15 protein-coding genes are annotated in these 19134 nt (G+C 59.2%); 7 read left to right on the forward strand and 8 right to left on the reverse strand.

Annotated elements, in window-relative coordinates:
• The first annotated feature begins 15 nt into the window (after positions 1-15).
• Entirely contained in the window at positions 16-1362 is a 1347-nt protein-coding gene (locus tag GTU79_RS22805; RefSeq protein WP_203523836.1) for an enolase C-terminal domain-like protein, read from the forward strand.
• Positions 1363-1432: 70 nt separating this feature from the next.
• Here GTU79_RS22805 and GTU79_RS22810 read toward each other — a convergent pair whose 3' ends face one another.
• The 4 genes from GTU79_RS22810 to dgt form a co-directional block, all read right to left on the reverse strand.
• Positions 1433-1726, reverse strand: a complete 294-nt coding sequence (locus GTU79_RS22810) for a helix-turn-helix domain-containing protein (RefSeq protein WP_203523837.1) — start codon at positions 1724-1726, stop codon at positions 1433-1435.
• 152 nt (positions 1727-1878) lie between these two features.
• Positions 1879-3036, reverse strand: a complete 1158-nt coding sequence (locus GTU79_RS22815) for a CdaR family transcriptional regulator (RefSeq protein WP_132926096.1) — start codon at positions 3034-3036, stop codon at positions 1879-1881.
• Between the two features lie 338 nt (positions 3037-3374).
• A complete protein-coding gene (degP, locus tag GTU79_RS22820; RefSeq protein ID WP_132926094.1) occupies positions 3375-4805 on the reverse strand; it encodes a serine endoprotease DegP in 1431 nt (476 codons plus the stop codon).
• A 167-nt stretch (positions 4806-4972) separates the two neighbouring features.
• The gene (gene dgt, locus GTU79_RS22825) at positions 4973-6487 is read right to left on the reverse strand and encodes a dGTPase (protein ID WP_203523838.1); all 1515 of its coding nucleotides are present in this window, start codon (positions 6485-6487) and stop codon (positions 4973-4975) included.
• A 175-nt stretch (positions 6488-6662) separates the two neighbouring features.
• Here dgt and mtnN point away from each other — a divergent pair, with 175 nt between their 5' ends.
• From mtnN to GTU79_RS22840, 3 genes are read left to right on the forward strand one after another with little or no spacing between them, the layout of a single operon-like run.
• Entirely contained in the window at positions 6663-7364 is a 702-nt protein-coding gene (gene mtnN / locus GTU79_RS22830; protein ID WP_203523839.1) for a 5'-methylthioadenosine/S-adenosylhomocysteine nucleosidase, read from the forward strand.
• Positions 7361-8221, forward strand: coding sequence for a vitamin B12 ABC transporter substrate-binding protein BtuF (gene btuF, locus GTU79_RS22835; protein WP_203523840.1), 861 nt, complete (start codon positions 7361-7363; stop codon positions 8219-8221). The genes mtnN and btuF overlap by 4 nt, the downstream gene beginning before the upstream one ends.
• Positions 8221-8832: a TRIC cation channel family protein gene (locus GTU79_RS22840; protein ID WP_413741533.1), complete on the forward strand. Its 612-nt coding sequence runs from the start codon at positions 8221-8223 to the stop codon at positions 8830-8832. Before btuF ends, GTU79_RS22840 begins: the two co-directional genes overlap by 1 nt.
• A 154-nt stretch (positions 8833-8986) precedes the next feature.
• Here the strand turns inward: GTU79_RS22840 and erpA are convergent, their stop codons facing one another.
• Entirely contained in the window at positions 8987-9331 is a 345-nt protein-coding gene (gene erpA, locus GTU79_RS22845) for an iron-sulfur cluster insertion protein ErpA (protein WP_132926086.1), read from the reverse strand.
• Positions 9332-9680: 349 nt separating this feature from the next.
• On the opposite strand from erpA, the gene hemL reads away from it, so the two are divergent.
• Complete coding sequence (gene hemL, locus GTU79_RS22850) at positions 9681-10961, forward strand: glutamate-1-semialdehyde 2,1-aminomutase (RefSeq protein WP_214513396.1); 1281 nt, start codon at positions 9681-9683, stop codon at positions 10959-10961.
• A gap of 86 nt (positions 10962-11047) precedes the next feature.
• On the opposite strand, the gene fhuC is transcribed toward hemL, so the two are convergent.
• The 3 genes from fhuC to hrpB form a co-directional block, all read right to left on the reverse strand.
• Entirely contained in the window at positions 11048-11845 is a 798-nt protein-coding gene (fhuC, locus tag GTU79_RS22855) for a Fe3+-hydroxamate ABC transporter ATP-binding protein FhuC (protein ID WP_203523842.1), read from the reverse strand.
• A gap of 571 nt (positions 11846-12416) precedes the next feature.
• The gene (gene mrcB / locus GTU79_RS22860; RefSeq protein ID WP_203523843.1) at positions 12417-14951 is read right to left on the reverse strand and encodes a bifunctional glycosyl transferase/transpeptidase; all 2535 of its coding nucleotides are present in this window, start codon (positions 14949-14951) and stop codon (positions 12417-12419) included.
• 95 nt (positions 14952-15046) lie between these two features.
• On the reverse strand, positions 15047-17506 hold the full coding sequence (gene hrpB / locus GTU79_RS22865) for an ATP-dependent helicase HrpB (protein ID WP_203523844.1): 2460 nt from the start codon (positions 17504-17506) through the stop codon (positions 15047-15049).
• A 251-nt stretch (positions 17507-17757) separates the two neighbouring features.
• On the opposite strand from hrpB, the gene thpR reads away from it, so the two are divergent.
• The gene (gene thpR / locus GTU79_RS22870; protein WP_203523845.1) at positions 17758-18297 is read left to right on the forward strand and encodes an RNA 2',3'-cyclic phosphodiesterase; all 540 of its coding nucleotides are present in this window, start codon (positions 17758-17760) and stop codon (positions 18295-18297) included.
• 32 nt (positions 18298-18329) lie between these two features.
• Positions 18330-19088, forward strand: a complete 759-nt coding sequence (gene sfsA / locus GTU79_RS22875; RefSeq protein WP_203523846.1) for a DNA/RNA nuclease SfsA — start codon at positions 18330-18332, stop codon at positions 19086-19088.
• Positions 19089-19134 lie beyond the last annotated feature (46 nt).

Genomic DNA, 19134 nt, shown 5'->3' on the forward strand with positions numbered 1-19134 from the left:
TACGAGGAATGAGTAATGGATAAGTGCGATTTTTCCGGCGCGCCGACTGTCACCGATATGAAAGTGGTACCCGTGGCCGGCCATGACAGCATGCTGATGAATATCGGCGGTGCCCACGGCGCCTATTTCACCCGCAATATCGTCATACTGACCGATAATGCCGGGCATACCGGCGTCGGCGAGGCGCCGGGCGGCGAAGTCATCTTGAATACCCTGCTGGACGCGAGGCAGCGGGTCATAGGACAGAAGCTCGCCACGCTGAACCGGATTGTCTATGACGTGCATAAGGGCCATATCGGCCAGGACTTTGATTCTTTCGCCCAGGGCGCCTGGACCTTTGAGCTGCGGGTTAACGCCGTGGCGGCGTTGGAAGCCGCGCTGCTGGATTTAATGGGCCAGCATCTAGGCGTACCGGTGGCCGAACTGCTTGGCCCGGGCAAGCAGCGTAACAGCGTGCCGGTGCTGGGTTATCTCTTTTATGTCGGCGACAGAAATCGTACCGACCTGCCCTACGAGGCCGGCCCACAGCGCGCGTCCCATGACTGGTATCGGTTGCGCCGGGAAGAGGCCATGACCACTGAGGCTATTGTGCGCCAGGCCGAAGCCGCGCAGGATCGCTATGGCTTCAAGGATTTCAAGCTAAAAGGCGGCGTGCTGGCGGGCGAACAGGAGATTGAAACGGTCACCGCATTGGCCAGGCGTTTTCCCGACGCCCGCATTACCATCGATCCCAACGGCGCCTGGTCACTGCAAGAAGCCATTCATCTGTGCAAAAATATGCGCGGCATTCTGGCCTATGCCGAGGATCCGTGCGGCGCGGAACAAGGTTTTTCCGGCCGGGAAGTGATGGCGGAATTCAAGCGCGCCACGGGCTTGCCGGTGGCAACCAATATGATAGCCACCAACTGGCGCGAACTCAGCCACGCGGTGCAGCTGAATTCCATTGATATTCCCCTGGCCGACCCGCACTTCTGGACATTGCAGGGGGCCATCCGCGTTGCGCAGCTATGCGACGAATGGGGGCTGACCTGGGGTTGTCACTCCAACAACCATTTTGATATTTCCCTGGCGATGTTTATTCATGTGGGCGCCGCCGCGCCGGGTAAACCCACGGCGCTGGATACCCACTGGATTTGGCAAGAGGGACAGCATCTCACCAAAAATCCGCTGCAAATCGTCAACGGCGCGGTGGAGCTGAGCGATAAGCCGGGGTTGGGGGTCGAGATCGATATGGGACTTATCGAGAAGCAGCATGAGCTGTATAGGCGGATGCCTTCCGGCGCCCGAAATGATGCGGCCGCCATGCAGTATCTGATCACGGGCTGGACATTTGATAAGAAGAGGCCGGCGCTGGTGCGGTAATAATGTGGGGGGGTAAGGCATGGCGCCCCCTCTATCTATGATCTATGGGTAGCAGATGACAGTTTAAGATTTATTTACTGGCTGCAACAATGGTCATATTGATGCCGCATGCCGCAGCATAACGTTTTAACGTGTGATAAGAGGCTTTGGTAACATTTCGCTCCAGCCGGTTAATCGCCGGCGGGTTGACCCCCATCCGCTTGGCCACTTCCGCTTTGGTCAGTCCGGCGTTTTCCCGCCACTCGGTTAATTGTTCAAGCAACGCGTCTTCTTCCATCGCCTCCTGATAGGCGGCAACAGCTTCAGGCGTATTCAGCAAGCGTTTCATGACCTCGGCGTGTTTAATAGCGACTATCTTACTCATCAGTAAGTTCCTCCAACCGTTGCAATGCTAAAACGATTTCGTTTCGAGGGGTCTTCTCAGTTTATTAGCTCATAGAGAAACTTCCCTCAAGAGGAAATATTATCCTACAGACTAATTTATGATCACACTTAGAAAATTGTATTTATAGCCGATCAGGCCTCATCATCCAGCTGCAGCGCGACATAAAGCAGCAGGCGATCGTCGAAATTGGCCAGATCCAGGCCGGTCATTTCCGAAATGCGGTTCAGGCGGTACTCCAGGGTATTACGGTGGATGAACAGCGCCTTCGAGGTGGGGGTCGGCTGTACATTGTGGCGAAACCAGGCAATCAGGGTGCGGCGCAACAGGCCGTTATTGTCCATGGCCTTGAGTTTGGCCAGCGGGCGCACCAGTTCACTGGCCTGCCAGCCGCCGCGCAGGCTGTCCAGCAGTACCGGCAGCATCAGGTCCGGATAAAAATAGCAGCGCTGATCCGGCAGCCGCTGTTTGCCCACCGCCATGGTGGTGCGCGCGGTTCGCCAGGAGCGCGCAATACCGCCTGCGCCGGGGAAATAGTTGCCCAGCGCGATGCGCACCCGCAGACGGCTGCTTTCCGTCATGCGGGAAAACAGCGTATCGACCCGGCGGCGGTGTTCCTCCGCATCCCAGCGCCCATGTCCGTTCAGGGCCGGTTTCAGCACTACCATTTCGGTAAGGGAGACGATGGCGATAAGGTTATCCCGTTCCGGAGTGGTCAGCAGGGTTTGCAACTGTTGCAGCTCCGCCATAGCGCTGTCCACGCCGAACTGGCCGCTGTCCACTTCTACCACCGCCGCCACCCGCGGCTGGTTGATATCGATCCCTAACCGCTGCGCCCATTCAATTAACGCCGGCGTCACCTCTTCGGCGCGGATCAGGTTCAGCACCAGCTCTTCACGCAGCCGGCTGTCTTGCGCCAGCATATGCAGCAGCCGGGCCTGCTCCAGCATCATTTCCGCCGTCATGCACACCAGTTCGCCGTACTGGCGCAACTGGCTGGGATTGCCGGTCAGGCCGATAACGCCCACGATATTGCCGTCGATTTTCAGCGGCAGATTAATCCCTGGGCGGACACCGTGCAGATGACGCGCCACGCCATCGTCGATGTCCACCACCCGTGCCTGGGACAAGGCCAGCAGCGCGCCTTCGTGCAATTCACCGACGCGCTCTTCGTCGCCGCTGCCGATGATGCGGCCCCGGGCATCCATGACGTTGATATTGCTATCGATGATCTGCATCGTCCTTGCCACAATTTCTTGCGCCAATCTCGCGTCGAGATGATATGTCGCCATCCTGTTCCCGCCCCTCATTAAGCCCTTTGCACTAGCATACCCATTGAGATGGCGACATTCATTGTGCAAATGCATAAAGTGCGGGGTTACCCGCGTAAATTGTGCGAGATATCACATTCCAGGCAAAAAAAAACAGCGCCCGGAGGCGCTGTCAGACTGCTGACAAATGCACTCGAAGTCAATAAGGCGGGACAGGCTGCCAGAAGAGTAAACCGTCCGCGCCAGGGATGGCGCGGATCGAGCCTACAAGGATGTATTTACGGCGTGTTTACGATCTGGCTGTCTGTCCCGACCGGGTCCTTTGTCAACAAGCTCCAGCGCCCTGAGGCGCTGTTTTTTTATTGCGCCAGCAGATAGATAGTGGTATCGCCGCGCTGTACGTTCAGGGCCAGCACCGAGGGCTTGGTATCGAGTATCTTGCGTAAATCCCCCATATTCTGCACCGGTTGCTGGTTAACGCCCAGGATGATATCGCCCTTTTTCAGGCCGATACGCGCCGCGGTGCTGCCGGGCTTGACGTTATCCACTTTCACCCCTTTCACATTGCCGGTTTGGGTATTGCTCAGATCCGCGCCTTCAATGCCGGTGAAAATATTGGATGAATCCAGCTGCGATTGAGTACTCTGTTCGAGGGTAACCACCACCGTCACCGGTTTGCCGTCGCGCAGCAAGCCCAGGGAGACTTTGGTGCCCACCGGCATTGAGCTCACATCGGCCCGGAAAGCGGCGAAGCTGCTGATGGCCTTGCCGTTCATGGTGACTATCACATCCCCGGCCTTCACCCCGGCCTTGTCAGCGGCGGATTTCGGCAGGACCTGGCTGACAAAGGCGCCGCGCTGGGCATCCACCTTCATGGCCTTCGCCAGTTCGGAATTCAGCTCGGTGCCCATGATACCCACTTCGCCGCGCCTGACCTGGCCGTATTCAACCATTTGCGCAGTCAGGTTTTTCACCATGTTGCTCGGGATGGCGAAACCGATGCCGATGTTGCCGCCGTCCGGCGCCAGGATGGCGGTATTGATACCGATCAGTTCCCCATTCAGGTTGACCAGCGCGCCGCCGGAGTTACCCCGGTTGATAGCCGCATCGGTCTGGATGAAATTCTCGTAATTCTCGATATTCAGGCCGCTGCGTCCCAAGGCCGAAACAATACCGGAGGTGGCGGTTTCCCCCAGGCCGTAAGGATTGCCGATGGCGACGGTGTAGTCCCCTACCCGCAGCTGATCCGAATCGGCCATTTTAATGGCGGTCAGGTTTTTGAAATCGATAAGCTGCACCAGGGCCAGGTCTGAACGGGGATCCTTGCCGATGATCTTGGCGTCGAATTTGCGCCCGTCATACAGCTGAACCTGGATTTTGTTGGCGTCATTCACCACATGGTTATTGGTGACCACATAGCCTTTTTCCGCATTGATGATTACACCCGCGCCCAAGGCCATGAATTTCTCTCTGGCGGGAGGGGTATTATTGTCGCCGCCACCGTTGCCCTGGCATAGAGGTGAACCCTGGAAAGGCGAACCGTCTTGGCACAAAGGGGAATCCTGGCCGAAAAACTGCTGGAACTGCTCCGGTACCCGCGACGAATTCACCGCCGTGCTGCCTTCCACGCTAATGCTAACAACCGAAGGCATTACCTGTTCCAGCATTGGGGCCAGACTGGGAAGCTGCTGGTTGGTCGAGGCGGTTTCCGCCGCAAAAGCGGAAACGGGGTTTAGCGCCAGCCCTAAACTTAACGCCATTGCACTTAGGACCAAATTCATTCTTTTCATTTAACGTTGTCTCGACTATTAGTATTAGTAGTACCAGATAATGATTCGAATCGACTGCCGTAGTCATTATGTGAGAGTAATGAAATAACACGAAGTTCAGTAGACTAAAAACCGCAATGGTAAATAAATATTGGCCGGCTTTACAAAACTCGGCAATGCCGTCCGGCTCACTCCGCCGCCATTAATCGGCGATATTCGTCCCAAGCATAAAGATCGGTCATACCACTAATATAGTCCTGAACCAACCGCGCCCGATAATAAAATTCCATCATCGATTGCTGTCGTTGAGGATACTGATTTAATTGAGCTACCGCTTCACCATATGCCAGGCGATGTTTAGTGGATAATTTGTGAAACAGCCGGGTGGGGATCATATAATCCCTGTGATAATCCTGGGCCACCAGTGCGCTGAACGCCTCCCACGGCATCTCAAGCAAGGGACTGTAGATTTCCAGCAGCCCGCTGATGACCCGGTAACCTTGCAGTTCAAGCTGCTCAACCTCCGGATGGTTAAAGACATGTTTGAATGCCACCCCTTTGAATATCTTCAGCAATTGATAAGCCGGGCTTGAGTCCTCCAATAATCCCTGATTAAAAGATCCGTCAAATATTGTCGCCAGATTGTCAAGAAAACGCTGTGCCGCATGGGGCACCAGACTGGCGACGGTATTAACCCGTAAATACATGAAAAACTGATCGCCGCTGCGTAACCCCTGACTGCGCATTATCTTGTCAAAAGCCTGTCCGATCACCTGCTGGAATAAATCGCCTTTCGTAACCTCGCCCCATTCCTGCAAAAGGTGGTTATATAATTGCTCTACGGTAAATATCTTTTTCTCCACTGCATCTTCCAGGTCGGCGATGCAATAAGAAATATCGTCAGCGGCTTCCATAATATAGGTCAGAGGAAACCGATGGTACTCCCCTAGCCCTAATTCATCGCGCAATGTCTTGATATACCCTTCTTCCGCCAGATAATAGCCCGGTTTTTTCATGAGATAGCTGAATTCCGCCGGCGCCGCGCCCTGCCAGTAAGCCGGGCGGGTGTATTTCAGGACACAGCCCACCTGGGCATAGGTCAGGTTTAGTTTGAGCAGACTGTGCACCATGCGGATAGCCTGCGCATTGCCTTCGAAATGGCACAAATCGAGACGGATGCGGGAACGCAATTCGTTATCGTCGTTTTCACCGGCGCGCAGGCGCAAAATCTCCACCTGGCAGCGATCGTTGCCCTGGGCCTCATTGCCTAAACCGGCGATATCCAGACGGCGGCCGAACCAGTCGTTAATCGCCGCTTCGCCAAAATGGCCGAACGGAGGGTTGCCGATATCGTGCATCAGGCAAGCCATTTCGACGATGCTTTCACAGGGAGCCTCCAGCTGTGACAGGCCCAGATCCTCGATACGCCGTTCGCTCTTGAGCTGATGGAAGACCTCCTTAACGATATGCCGGCCCACCTGCTGCACCTCCAGGGAGTGGGTCAGCCGAGACCTCACCGCCGCATTGCGTTCAAGGGGGAAGACCTGGGTTTTCTGCTGCAGGCGGCGAATGGCGGCGGAGTTGATGATGCGTCCGCGATCGCTTTCAAACTGGCGGATAACGGCATATTCGTCCTCGGCGATAATGGGTTGACCGGAAGGGCGCTGAAAACTCAGTTTCTTGCGAAAGTCGATCGCGGACATCATGTTCCCCCAATGCTGTTCCTGAACTACCGTGATACCCATAGCAGGAGTTAAATGCAACCACGGCGGCAATTATTTCCCGTCCCCGGACATGATAGAATGCCGGAACTTACCCCAAGGGTAAATTAACATCCATCTTGGATATCAAAAATTGATTAACAGTAAGGGCAATGAAATGAGAGTAGGCATTATCGGCGCGATGGAACAGGAAGTCGCCTTGCTGCGTGACCTGATTGAGGATCGGACCACCTGGCAAAAAGCGGGATGCGAAATCTACAGCGGCCGGTTGCACGGCATAGAAGTCGTGCTGCTGAAATCCGGCATCGGTAAAGTTTCCGCCGCCCTGGGCACCGCGCTGCTGCTGGATCATTACCAGCCCGACTTCGTGATCAATACCGGCTCCGCCGGCGGATTGGCATCGTCCCTGGAGGTGGGGGATATCGTGGTGTCCACCGAGGTAAGATACCATGACGTGGACGTCACCGCCTTTGGCTACGAGCCGGGACAGATGGCCCAGTGCCCGGCGGCGTTTCCCGCCGACGCCTCGCTGGTGGCCCTGGCGGAAAAGTGCATCACCCGGCTGGATATGCGCGCGGTGCGCGGCCTGGTGGTGAGCGGCGATGCGTTTATCAACGGCGCGCAGCCCCTTAGCCGTATCCGCACCCTCTTCCCGCAGGCTATCGCGGTGGAAATGGAAGCCACGGCCATTGCCCATGTCTGCCATCAGTTCGTGGTGCCCTTTGTCGTGGTGCGGGCCATTTCCGACGTGGCGGACCGGGCTTCCCACCTCAGCTTTGATGAGTTTTTGGCGGTGGCGGCCAAACAGTCCAGCCGTCTGGTTGACACCATGATAGGCGCCCTGGCCGGGCACCAATGATATTATCGACGTCCCGGCGCGCCGGACTATTGCTGCTGCTGATACTCCTTGCGCCCTCGGCCTGGTCGGCGCACCGGGTGATAAGCCTGGCTCCCCATACCACCGAACTGGCCTACGCGGCGGGTATGGGCACGGTGCTGGTGGCGGCCAGCGCCTGGTCGGATTACCCGCCTCAGGCAAAAAAGCTGGAACAGGTGGCCTCCTGGCAAGGCATCAATCTTGAGCGGATTCTGGCGTTGAAACCGGACCTGATCCTGGCCTGGCGCGGGGGGAATCCGCAGCGGCAGCTGGATCAGCTCGCGGCGTTCGGCATCCCGATACTCTATATCGATCCGCTTACGGTGGAGGATATCGCCAAAAGCCTGGACAGCCTGGCCGCCTATAGCCCCCATCCTGAGCAGGCTCATCAGGCGGCGCGGGAGATTCGCCAGCGGGCGGCGGATCTGAAAAAACGCTATGCCGCCAATCCGCCGATACGGGTGTTTATGCAGTTCGGCAATCAACCCTTGTTCACCGCCGGCAAGCGGACGCTGCAAAGCCAGATCCTGAACTTGTGCAACGCGCGGAATATTTTCGACGACAGCCCGGTGCCCTGGCCGCAGGTCAGCCGCGAACAGGTGCTGATCCGCAAACCGCAGGCCATCGTGACCGCCGGCGACGATGGTCGCATTCCCCTGGTTAAAGCCTTCTGGCAGCCGCAGCTGACGGTGCCGGTTATCGCCCTCAACGAGGATTGGTTCAACCGCAGCGGTCCGCGCATCATGCTGGCGGCGGAGCAGCTATGCCGAACGCTGGCGGCTCGCGATCGGCCGGGCGGGGAAAATCCCGCGGCCGTGAAAATTTCAGGTGTGCATTGATGTTGGCTATTTTGGATATTCTGGGTACGGCGGTTTTTGCCATTTCCGGCGTCCTGCTGGCGGGAAAGCTGCGCATGGACCCTTTCGGCGTGCTGGTGCTGGGAGTGGTGACGGCCATCGGCGGCGGCACCATCAGGGATATGGCCCTTAACAACGGTCCGGTATTCTGGGTGAGGGATCCCACCGATCTGGTGGTGGCGATGGTGACCTGTTTCGTCACCATCATGGTAGTAAGGCAACCCCGCCATTTACCGGCCTGGATCCTGCCGGTGCTCGATGCCATCGGGCTGGCGGTCTTTGTCGGCATCGGCGTGAATAAAGCCTTCGCCGGCGGCACCGGTCCGCTGGTGGCGGTGTGCATGGGGGTTATCACCGGCGTTGGCGGCGGCATACTGCGGGACGTGCTGGCGCGGGAGATCCCCATGATCCTGCGTACGGAAATTTACGCTACCGCCTGTATTGCCGGCGGCATCGTCCATACCACCGCTTTTCATACTTTCCAGGTGGGCGCGCAGCACGCGTCGATAATGGGCATGGCCGTCACCCTGATTATCCGGCTGGCGGCCATCCGCTGGCATCTCAAGTTGCCGACCTTTGAACTGGAGAAATAACCGCGGACGACTCAACGCGTTTGCAAGATGATGCGTCCGGGGCAAGGGTCGATAGGATTGAATGATCAGGCGGCATTAACGGAGCCGATGCGCAGTGAATGCGCCGGCCCGCAGGATGATAATCAGGAATGGAGGCCGCGAGGGCCCCTGACGATTAAATGCTGAAGGACGAGCCGCAGCCGCAGGTGGTTTTGGCGTTCGGGTTGTTGACCACAAAACGCGATCCTTCCAGTCCTTCGGTGTAGTCCACCGATCCGCCCACCAGATATTGCAGGCTCATGGGATCCACCACCAGCGCCACACCCTGTTTTTCAATGGTCATGTCGTCTTCGTTAATCTTGTCGTCAAAAGTAAATCCATACTGGAAGCCGCTGCAACCGCCGCCGGTAATGTAAACCCGCAGTTTAAGATTCGGGTTTTCTTCATCCGCGATCAGATTCTTGACTTTTTTTGCCGCCGAATCGGTAAATTGTAATGGCAATACCGCAGTTTCACTCATTGACTCTCACTCCCAAACATGGCCGTCAGGCTGAAGGCAAAACAACCTGATTAGTAAAATCATTATCCGCTACCTGCCTTTAACGTTCAAGTATTGTCCATTGAGGATATTTTGTTTACCGCTGAGTGCTAACTCTTTTCCGACGCTGGGGTTAGCGCCCGCCACCCGGCCCTGCGGGCCAGGATCGACGAATAAAGCGGTTTCCCGCCTGAAAACTGCGTCACCGGCGGGGATTTCCCTGCGTTTTAGAGAAAAGTTTCGGCCTGCGAAGGCTCACAAAGATGTCTTATTGCGGGCCAGTTTATTACACTTACCGGGCCGATGTTTTTTTCCAACGAGGAACCGAGTAATGAGCCATTCCGAAACACTGTACGCGCAGGCACAACAGTTGATCCCCGGCGGAGTGAATTCTCCGGTGCGCGCCTTCAACGGCGTGGGGGGAACTCCGCTGTTTATCGAGCGGGCGGACGGCGCCTGGCTGTACGATGTGGACGGGAAGGCCTATATCGATTATGTCGGCTCCTGGGGACCGGTGGTGCTCGGCCATAATCATACGGCGATACGCGACGCGGTCATCGAAGCGGCCGGCCATGGCCTGAGCTTTGGCGCGCCGACGGAAATCGAAGTGAAAATGGCCGCTCTGGTGACCGAGCTCGTGCCGTCAATGGATATGGTACGCATGGTCAACTCCGGCACAGAAGCCACCATGAGCGCCATCCGCCTGGCGAGAGGCTATACCGGCCGGGATAAAATCATCAAATTCGAGGGCTGCTACCACGGCCATGCCGACGGCCTGCTGGTGAAAGCCGGCTCCGGCGCGCTCACCCTGGGCCAGCCCAGTTCTCCGGGCGTGCCGGCGGATTTCGCCAAGCATACCCTGACCTGTACCTTTAACGATACGGATTCGGTGCGCCAGGTGTTCGAACTGTATCCGCGGGAAATCGCCTGTATTATCGTCGAGCCGGTGGCCGGTAATATGAACTGCGTGCCGCCGCTGCCGGATTTCCTGCCGGGGCTGCGGGCACTGTGCGATGAGTTCGGCGCGCTGCTGATTATCGACGAGGTGATGACCGGTTTCAGGGTGGCGCTGGCGGGGGCGCAGTCGTATTACGGCGTAACGCCGGACCTGACCTGCCTGGGGAAGATCATCGGCGGCGGCATGCCGGTGGGGGCCTTCGGCGGCCGCCGTGAAGTGATGCAGGCGCTGGCGCCCACCGGCCCGGTCTATCAGGCCGGTACCCTGTCAGGCAATCCTATCGCCATGGCCGCCGGTTACGCCTGTTTGAATGAACTCACCAAGCCCGGTATCTACCAGACCTTGGCCGGCCTTACCGATCGGCTGGCGCAGGGGTTGCTGAACGCGGCGCGGGCCGAAGGCGTCTCCCTGGCGGTCAACCATGTGGGCGGCATGTTCGGACTTTTCTTTACCGACGCGCCTGCCGTGACCTGCTATAAGGACGTCATGTCCTGCGATACCGAACGCTTTAAGCGCTTTTTCCATATGATGCTTGATGAAGGGATTTACCTGGCGCCGTCGGCTTATGAGGCGGGCTTTATGTCGCTGGCCCACAGCCACGAGGATATTGACCGCACGGTGGATGCCGCCCGCCGCAGTTTCGCCAGATTATAACCTGCGTTTAGACACAAACGGCGGTGAATTTTTACAGCTAAAAGGCTGCGGGACCGGGCCAGGACGGTGTGGCCCGAACCTGGGAATCAATAGACAAAGCTGACCGGCGCGCCGCCGCCGGGATGCGGCAAAATGCCCATGGGAATGCCGTAGATTTGCTCCAGCACGTCCCCTTGCATTAACTCTTCCGGCGATCCCTGGGCAATGATTTCGCCGCCACGCAACGCCGCAATATGGTCGCAATAACGGGCCGCCATATTGATATCATGCAGTACGACGATAACCGTCAGGCCGCGCTCGCGGCTCATGCGTTTGATCAGCGCTAGGACATCCACCTGGTGGGCGATATCCAGCGCCGAGGTGGGTTCGTCCAATAACAGGCACCGGCTGTCCTGCGCCACGGTCATGGCCAGCCAGGCGCGTTGGCGTTCCCCGCCGGACAGGCTGTCCACCAGCCGCTGCGCGAAGGATTGCAGGCCCACCAGCTTGATGGCGTCGTCCACATGTTCCCGGTCGGCGGTGCCGAAACGTCCCAGTGCACCGTGCCAGGGATACCGGCCCAATGCCACCAGCTCACGCACCGTCATGCCTTCCGCCGGCGGCAACTGCTGTGGCAAATACGCCACCTGCCGGGCAAACGCTTTGCTTTCCCAGGCCGACAGCGGTTTGTCATTAAGCCGGGCCACGCCGCCGGTGGCGTCCTGCTGGCGACCGAGGATTTTCAGCAGGGTGGATTTCCCCGAGCCGTTGTGGCCGATAAGGCCGCAAACCTTGCCGTGGGGGAAAGAAAATGAGAGGGGTTGAAGCAGTACCCGGCCGGGAACCGAAAAGCTGACCTGGTCTAAGACGAAATCTGCATGCTGTGATATGAGAGAATCTTGCATAAGCCCAATCTTGTTTGCGCGGCTGATAAAGTTAATGAGAATTATTCAAAGACGCAATCATAGACATAATGGATCGGGGACTGCAAGGAGAATCTCCCGTTGAGTTGCATGGCCCGCCCCGATTGAGGTCTGGGTGATGGCGGGCCTAGCGTGCCATGGGGCGCTCCGGCCGCCGCCTGACGGCGGCTTCGACCCCATTGGCGCGCTCTCCCTTTAACATGGTCGTTGCACGATCGATGATGGCGGGCCTAGCGTGCCATGGGGCGCTCCGGCCGCCGCCTGACGGCGGCTTCGACCCCATTGGCGCGCTCTCCCTTTAACATGGTCGTTGCACGTTCGGCGATGGCGGGCCTAGCGTGCCATGGGGCGCTCTCCCTTTAACACGGTCGTTGCACGTTCGGCGATTGCGGGCCTAGCGTGCCATGGGACGCTCTCCCTTTAACATGGTCGTTGCACGTTCGGCGATGGCGGGCCTAGCGTGCCATGGGGCGCTCCGGCCGCCGCCAGACGGCGGCTTCGACCCCATTGGCGCGCTCTCCCTTTAACACTGTCGTTGCACGATCGGCGGCTGTTATTTCCCAAACATATCCTTTATCCAGCCGGCGACCCCATCGCTCTTTTCCGAGTCCTGGGCCGGTTGCTGCTGGGAAGGCTGTTGCGCCGGCTGTCCGTCGCCGGGCTGCGCCGGTACATTCGGCTGCTGGGCGATGGGCTGGCTGGCCTGGCATAACGACTGCGGATTATCGGTCCATACCGGGATTACCCGCATATTGCTGTCGCCGCCGCAGACAAAGTTGCCGGCATAATCGATGGAAATCTGATTGATACCCTCGGGCGGAATCAGATTCAGCGCCAGCGGAGGCTGGTTTTCCAGATAACGCCGATAGATGGTCAGCGCGCCGTTGGCGCCGGTTATCTTGGCCGGACCGTTATTGTCGCGGCCGACCCAGGCGATGGACACTTCCTTGCCGTCCACCCCGGCAAACCAGCTATCCCGCAGATCATTGGTGGTACCTGTCTTGCCCGCCAGATGGAAATTGGGGAATTTCACCGACAGCGAGCGCGAAGTGCCGCGCGCCACTACCTGCTGCATACCGTATAGGGTCAGGTACGCCGCCTGGGCCGGCACCACGCGTTCCGCCTGGGGGAAGCTCTGGTACAACACCCGTCCGTCCTCGCTTATCACCGAACGCACCGCCGAAAGCGGCGCTTTGTTGCCGCCGCTGGCGATGGCCTGGTACTCTTGCGCCACTTCCATCGGCGTCAGGCTGATAGCCCCCAGCAACATCGACGGCACCGGGTTGATAACCTCTTTCGGAATGCCCAGTTTTTGCAAGGTGCCGCTGATATCCGTCAGTCCCACCGACAGGCCCAGGTTCACCGTCGGCACATTCAGCGAATTGGCCAGGGCATCCACCAGCATCACCTTGCCGCGGAATTCACGATCGTAGTTTTTCGGCGCCCATAGGGTGCCGTTGGGCTGCCGGAGGGAAATCGGCTCGTCCGCCAGCCAGGTATTAAGTCGGTATTTATCCGGCTGGCTCAGGGCGGTAAGGTAGGTGGCGGGTTTTGCCAGCGACCCCACCGGACGGCGAGCGTCCATGGCGCGGTTGAAACCGGCGAACTGGGGCTGCGATCCCCCCACCATGGCCCGAACCTCGCCGCTGAAGCGGTCCACCACCACCATCGCGCTCTCCAGGTCATTGACGCCCCTGGCGGCACGCAGCGCCGGAACGCCGTCTTCCACCGCTTTTTCCGCCGCATCCTGGGAAATGGGGTCCAGGGTGGTAAAGATTTTCACGCCGGACAAATCGTTATACTTGTCACCCAGCTTCTGCTGCAGTTCCTGGCGTACCATCTGCATAAACGCCGGCTGAGGCGTAATCACCCCGCCGCGCGGCTGTACCCCCAGCGGACGTGCGCTGAGCATGTTATACAAATCTCCGTCAATCACCTGCTGTTCCTGCAGCAGTCTCAACACCAGGTTACGCCGTTCCAGCGCCAGCTGCGGATTACGCCAGGGATTATACAGGGAGGCCCCTTTGACCATGCCCACCAGCAGCGCCTGTTGATCGAGGCTGAGTTCCTCCACCGGCCGGCCGAAATAATAGAGGCTGGCCAAGGGGAATCCGCGGATTTGCTCGCTGCCGCTCTGGCCGAGATACACCTCGTTAAGATAAAGCTCGAGGATGCGATCCTTGCTGTAGCGGTAGTCGAGGATCAGGGCCATATAGGCTTCATTAACTTTTCGCCACAGGGATCGCTCATTGGTCAAAAAGAGGTTTTTCACCAGTTGCTGGGTAAGGGTACTGCCGCCCTGCACCGCGCGGCCGGCGGTGATATTCGCCAGCAGCGCGCGGCCGATGGAAGAGAGGCTGATACCGTCATGCTGATAAAAATGGCGGTCCTCGGTGGCAATCAGGGTGTCCACCAGCAAATCGGGGAAACCGGCGCGGGGCACAAACAGCCGCTGCTCGCCGTTGGGGGATTGCAGCATGGTGATGAGCTTGGGATCGAGCCGGAAAAAGCCGAAGCTGCGCTGGGTATCCTGATTCTGGATTTCCAGCAGCTTATCGCGATCGAAGGTCAGGCGGGCGTGGATTTGTCCCTCTTTGCTGTCGGGGAAATCGAACGGGCGGCGTAGCATTTCGATACTATTGGCCCGCACGGTAAACTCCCCCGGACGGGTGATACGACTTACCTGGCGATATTGCATGCCTTCCAGCAGGTTGACCATCTCGTTCCTGTTATAGGGCATGCCCGGCTCGAGGTTAACCATACGGCCGTAGACCGCCGCCGGCAATTGCCAGACCTTGCCGTCGATTCGGCTGCGTACCTGGGCGTCGAGGTAGAATCCATAGCAAACCAGTAAGATGATCAGCAGGATAAAAATCCTGATCATCCAGCCGAGCAGGCGCCTTCTTTTACGCGGCGGACGCGACTTCCCTTTATGCGGCGGCATTACCTTTTCCTCTTCGTCGTCATAATCTTCCTGATCGTCTTCATCATCGTCGTCCCGGCGGCTGCGCACCGGTTGCCTGCGCGGCACTTTGCGATCGGACGGCCTTCCATGACGTCCGATTGGTTCACGGTCATCCCCAGACATCGTTGTTACTCTCCCTACTACCGACGGAATCCCCGCCTACTCTGTTCCACTGCCGCCATCAGCGATAGAGGAAACCTCTGAAATTCAACTCGATATTACTGATATTTCTTGGTGCGCCGGGTTGGCGCCGCCCGGCCGGGGTCATCCGGCCATACATGTTTGGGATAGCGGCCTTTCATCTCTTTTTGCACGTCGCGGTAAGCGCCCCGCCAAAATGCCGCCAGATCGCCGGTTTTCTGTAACGGATGCCGCGCCGGCGACAACAGTTCCAGCACCAGCCCGACGCGGCCTTCCGCCAGCAGCGGCGTGCTCTGTTCTCCGAAAATCTCCTGCATCCGCACCGCCAGCACCGGCGGCTCGCCGTGGCGATAACGCACCGGCAGCCGGCTGCCGGTGGGCACAGTGTAATGGCTGGGCAATGCACTCTCCAGCCGCTGGCGCTGCGGCCAGTCCAATAGCCGCATCAGCGCCTCGCCAAGATTTACCTGCTGTAGGGCACGCACATCATGCACGCCGGCCAGGGAGGGCTGCAACCACCGCGGCAGCTCCGCCAGCAGCGCGGCATCGTCCACCGCCGGCCAGTCCGTTTCCGGCAGCCACTCACGGGCGCACAGCAGGCGCTGGCGAAGCTGCTGCGCCGGCTCATCCCAATTGAGCACCGACAGTCCCTGCTCCGCGACCCAGTTCAACAGCGCCTGCTGCATCAGCTCGGCGGACGGCCTTGCCTGCGGTTGCTCAAGCAATACCAGGCTGCCGATCTGTTCCCGCCGCACCACCCGCAAACTGCCTTTCTCCCGGTCCCAGCGCATGGCGGTTTCCACGGTTATCCACTGTGGAAACCGAGCGATGAGCATAGCAATATCCAGCGGCATCGCCAGCCGAATGGTGGCGTCGGGATTACGGCTCACCTGCAGCAGACCCGGCGCAATCAGCCACTCGGCGGCGGACAGGGCCTCGTCGGGCGGCAGCGCGGCCCCAAGCCCGTTGGCCAGCAGATAACGCCCCGAAAGGTTTCTGCGCCGGGCAATGCGATCCCGGAATCCCCATGCCAGCAGCGCTTCCGCCCGCCCGCCGTCCGGCGTGCCCCAGCGCGGCGACAGCCGGCCCGCCAGCTGTTTGGCGCGCCGCAGCCAGTGGGATTGCGGGCGGGCCAGGTAATCGCGCAGATCGGGGGAACCGCTGCGGGGCGGCTCTTCGATAATCGCCGCCAGCAGCGCGGCCGTGGCCAGCCCGTCGTCGTGGCCTTCTCCGTGGCACAGCATGGCCGCCAGGCGCGGATCGCAGCCCAGCCGCCCCATAGCGCGCCCGACGGTGGTAAGCCGGCCGGCATCATCAATAGCGCCCAATTGCCGCAGGGTGTCGCGGGCCGCGGCCATCATCGGCTCCGGCGGACTGTCAAGCCAGCGGAGTTCCGACGCGTCCCGGCAGCCCCACAGCAGCAGTTCCAGATACATGCCGCACAGGTCGCTGTGCAGGATTTCCGGCTGACCGTATTCCGGCGCCCGCTCGGCCTGCGGCTGACTGAACAGATGCCAGCAGATGCCCGGCGCCAGCCGGCCGGCGCGGCCGGCGCGCTGCGCCATGGAAGCCTGGCTGATGCGCTGGGTCTGCAGCCGGCTCAGGCCGCTGCGGGCATCGAAATCGGCTACCCGCTCCAGACCGCTGTCCGCCACCAGCCGGATCCCCTCAATGGTCAGGCTGGTCTCGGCGATATTGGTGGCCAGCACTACTTTACGGCGTCCCTCCTCCGCCGGGCGGATGGCCCGCTGCTGCTCGTCCAGGGACAATGCGCCGTACAGCGGACATAAATCCACATCCTCCGCCACCCGCTCCGCCAGCAAATCCCGCACGCGGCGTATCTCGGCGACGCCGGGTAAAAAAAGCAGCAATGAACCGGAATGGAGCCGCAGCATGCGGTTCACCTCGGCGGCGATGGCCGGTTCCGGCCACCCCTGGGACGGCAGCGGATGGTACGAGCGCTCCACCGGGAAACTGCGCCCGACGGAGCGGATAACCGGCGCGCCGGGCAGCAGCGACAGCAGACGCTCATCGTCAAGGGTGGCGGACATGATCAACAAACGCAGATCCCCGCGCAACCCCTGCTGCACATCAAGCAGCAGGGCCAGCGCCAAATCCGCCTGCAGGCTGCGCTCATGGAACTCATCCAGGATCACCAGCGACACGCCGGGCAGCTCGGGGTCCTGCTGCAGCATTCGGGTCAGTATGCCCTCGGTCACCACCTCCAGCCGGGTCCCGCCGCCGATGCGGCTCTCGGCGCGCATACGGTAGCCCACGGTTGCGCCGACGCTTTCCCCCAGCTGCGACGCCAGCCGCAGGGCAATATTTTTGGTGGCCAGCCGCCGGGGCTCCAGCATTACTATTCGCCCCGGCAGCCCGCCACGGCGCAGTAATTCCAGCGGCAGCCAGGTGGATTTGCCGGCGCCGGTGGGGGCATGCAGCAGCACCTGGCCGGCGTCTCGCAACGCCGCCAGCAGTTCATCCACCACGGCGCTGACCGGTAATGACGTCACGTCGTCTCCGTTAAGGGTTAACATTTAAAGTCGGGCATTGTAGCATCGCTTGATTAAAGAACAGAACAATCGGCAACCGCGCAACATCCCCGCCACCGGATTTACCGCGGGGATTATACCCGATACATTTCGGGTTGCAGGCAGGCGGCAAGCGAGAGAACCCGATGAGCTTACATCAGTAAGTGATTCGGGTGAATGAACGTAGCCAACGCACCTGCAACTTGAAAGGTGGCGGGTATATACTATTTTCCAGGATTTCGCGAGGTATATGCCTAATGACCGACACCCGACGTCTGTTTTTTGCCCTGCCGTTGCCTGAAAATCTCCGGCAAGAGGTGATCCAATGGCGTGCCGCGCAGTTTTCGGCCGAGACCGGGCGACCGGTGGCCGCAGAAAATCTGCATCTCACTCTGGCGTTCCTCGGTGAGGTCAGCGCCAATAAAGAGCAGGCATTGCGCGCGGCCGCCGCCCGATTGCAACAATCGCTGTTTACGCTGACCCTGGATGATTGCGGTCATTGGCCGCGTCCGGGGGTAGTATGGCTCGGTTTGCGCAGCCCGCCGCGCGGATTGCTGCAACTGGCGCAATGGCTGCGGGCCCAGGCCGCCCGGAACGGCTGTTATCAAAGCCCTATGCCCTATCATCCGCATATATCGCTGCTGCGCCAGGCGTTTACCGGCGTATCCCTGCCCGCCGCCACGCCGGGCTGGCAAACGGAGGTCAACGCCTTCAATCTTTATCATTCGGCGTTTGAAAACGGACGTACCCGATATATGCTGCTGGAAAGCTGGCCGCTCGCGGCGCGACTCCCCTGATCCGCCAACGGAAACTCCTTAACGGAAAATCTATGGAATTTACACCGGTTTTAAAACCCGCCCGCCTGGTACAACGTTACAAGCGGTTTCTGGCGGATGTGGTCACCCCCGACGGCGAGGAGCTGACGATTCATTGCGCCAATACCGGCGCCATGACCGGCTGTGGGGCGCCCGGCGATCAGGTGTGGTATTCAACCTCGGATAATCGCAAGCGCCGATATCCCCACAGTTGGGAACTAACCCAAACCGCTTGTGGTCAATGGATAGGTGTAAATACGCTGCGGGCCAATTATTTACTGGGCGAGGCATTGGCTGCCGGCGCCATTCCGGAGCTGTCCGGTTATAACAGCTTCAGGGCCGAAGTGGCTTATGGCGCAGAAAATAGCCGTATTGACTGGTTATTAGCAGCAGAAAATCGCCCCAACTGCTATATTGAGGTGAAATCGGTAACATTGTTGCAGCAACAATGGGGATATTTTCCCGATGCCGTAACATTACGCGGACAAAAACACTTACGAGAATTACAAGCTATAGCGGAATCGGGGCAGCGCGCCGTGCTGTTTTTTACGGTGCTGCATTCCGGGATCACCAGGATGGCGCCCGCGCGGCACATTGATCCGCTCTATGCAGAAATGTTATTGCAGGCGCAGCGCAGAGGCGTAGAAGTACTTTGCTACGGTGCGCAGTTATCTCCTGGCGGTATCAGGTTGCATACCCCGATACCGTTTTTTAATTTTGATGGCGATCCAAGCCGGGAAAAGAGCAAAAGGTCCCGTATTTCCTTGGCTTAACGGGTCGCCGAATACGCCTTTCTTCACATACTTGTCAAGTGGGCGT

Source organism: Sodalis ligni (genome assembly GCF_016865525.2).
GTDB lineage: Bacteria > Pseudomonadota > Gammaproteobacteria > Enterobacterales > Enterobacteriaceae > Acerihabitans > Acerihabitans ligni.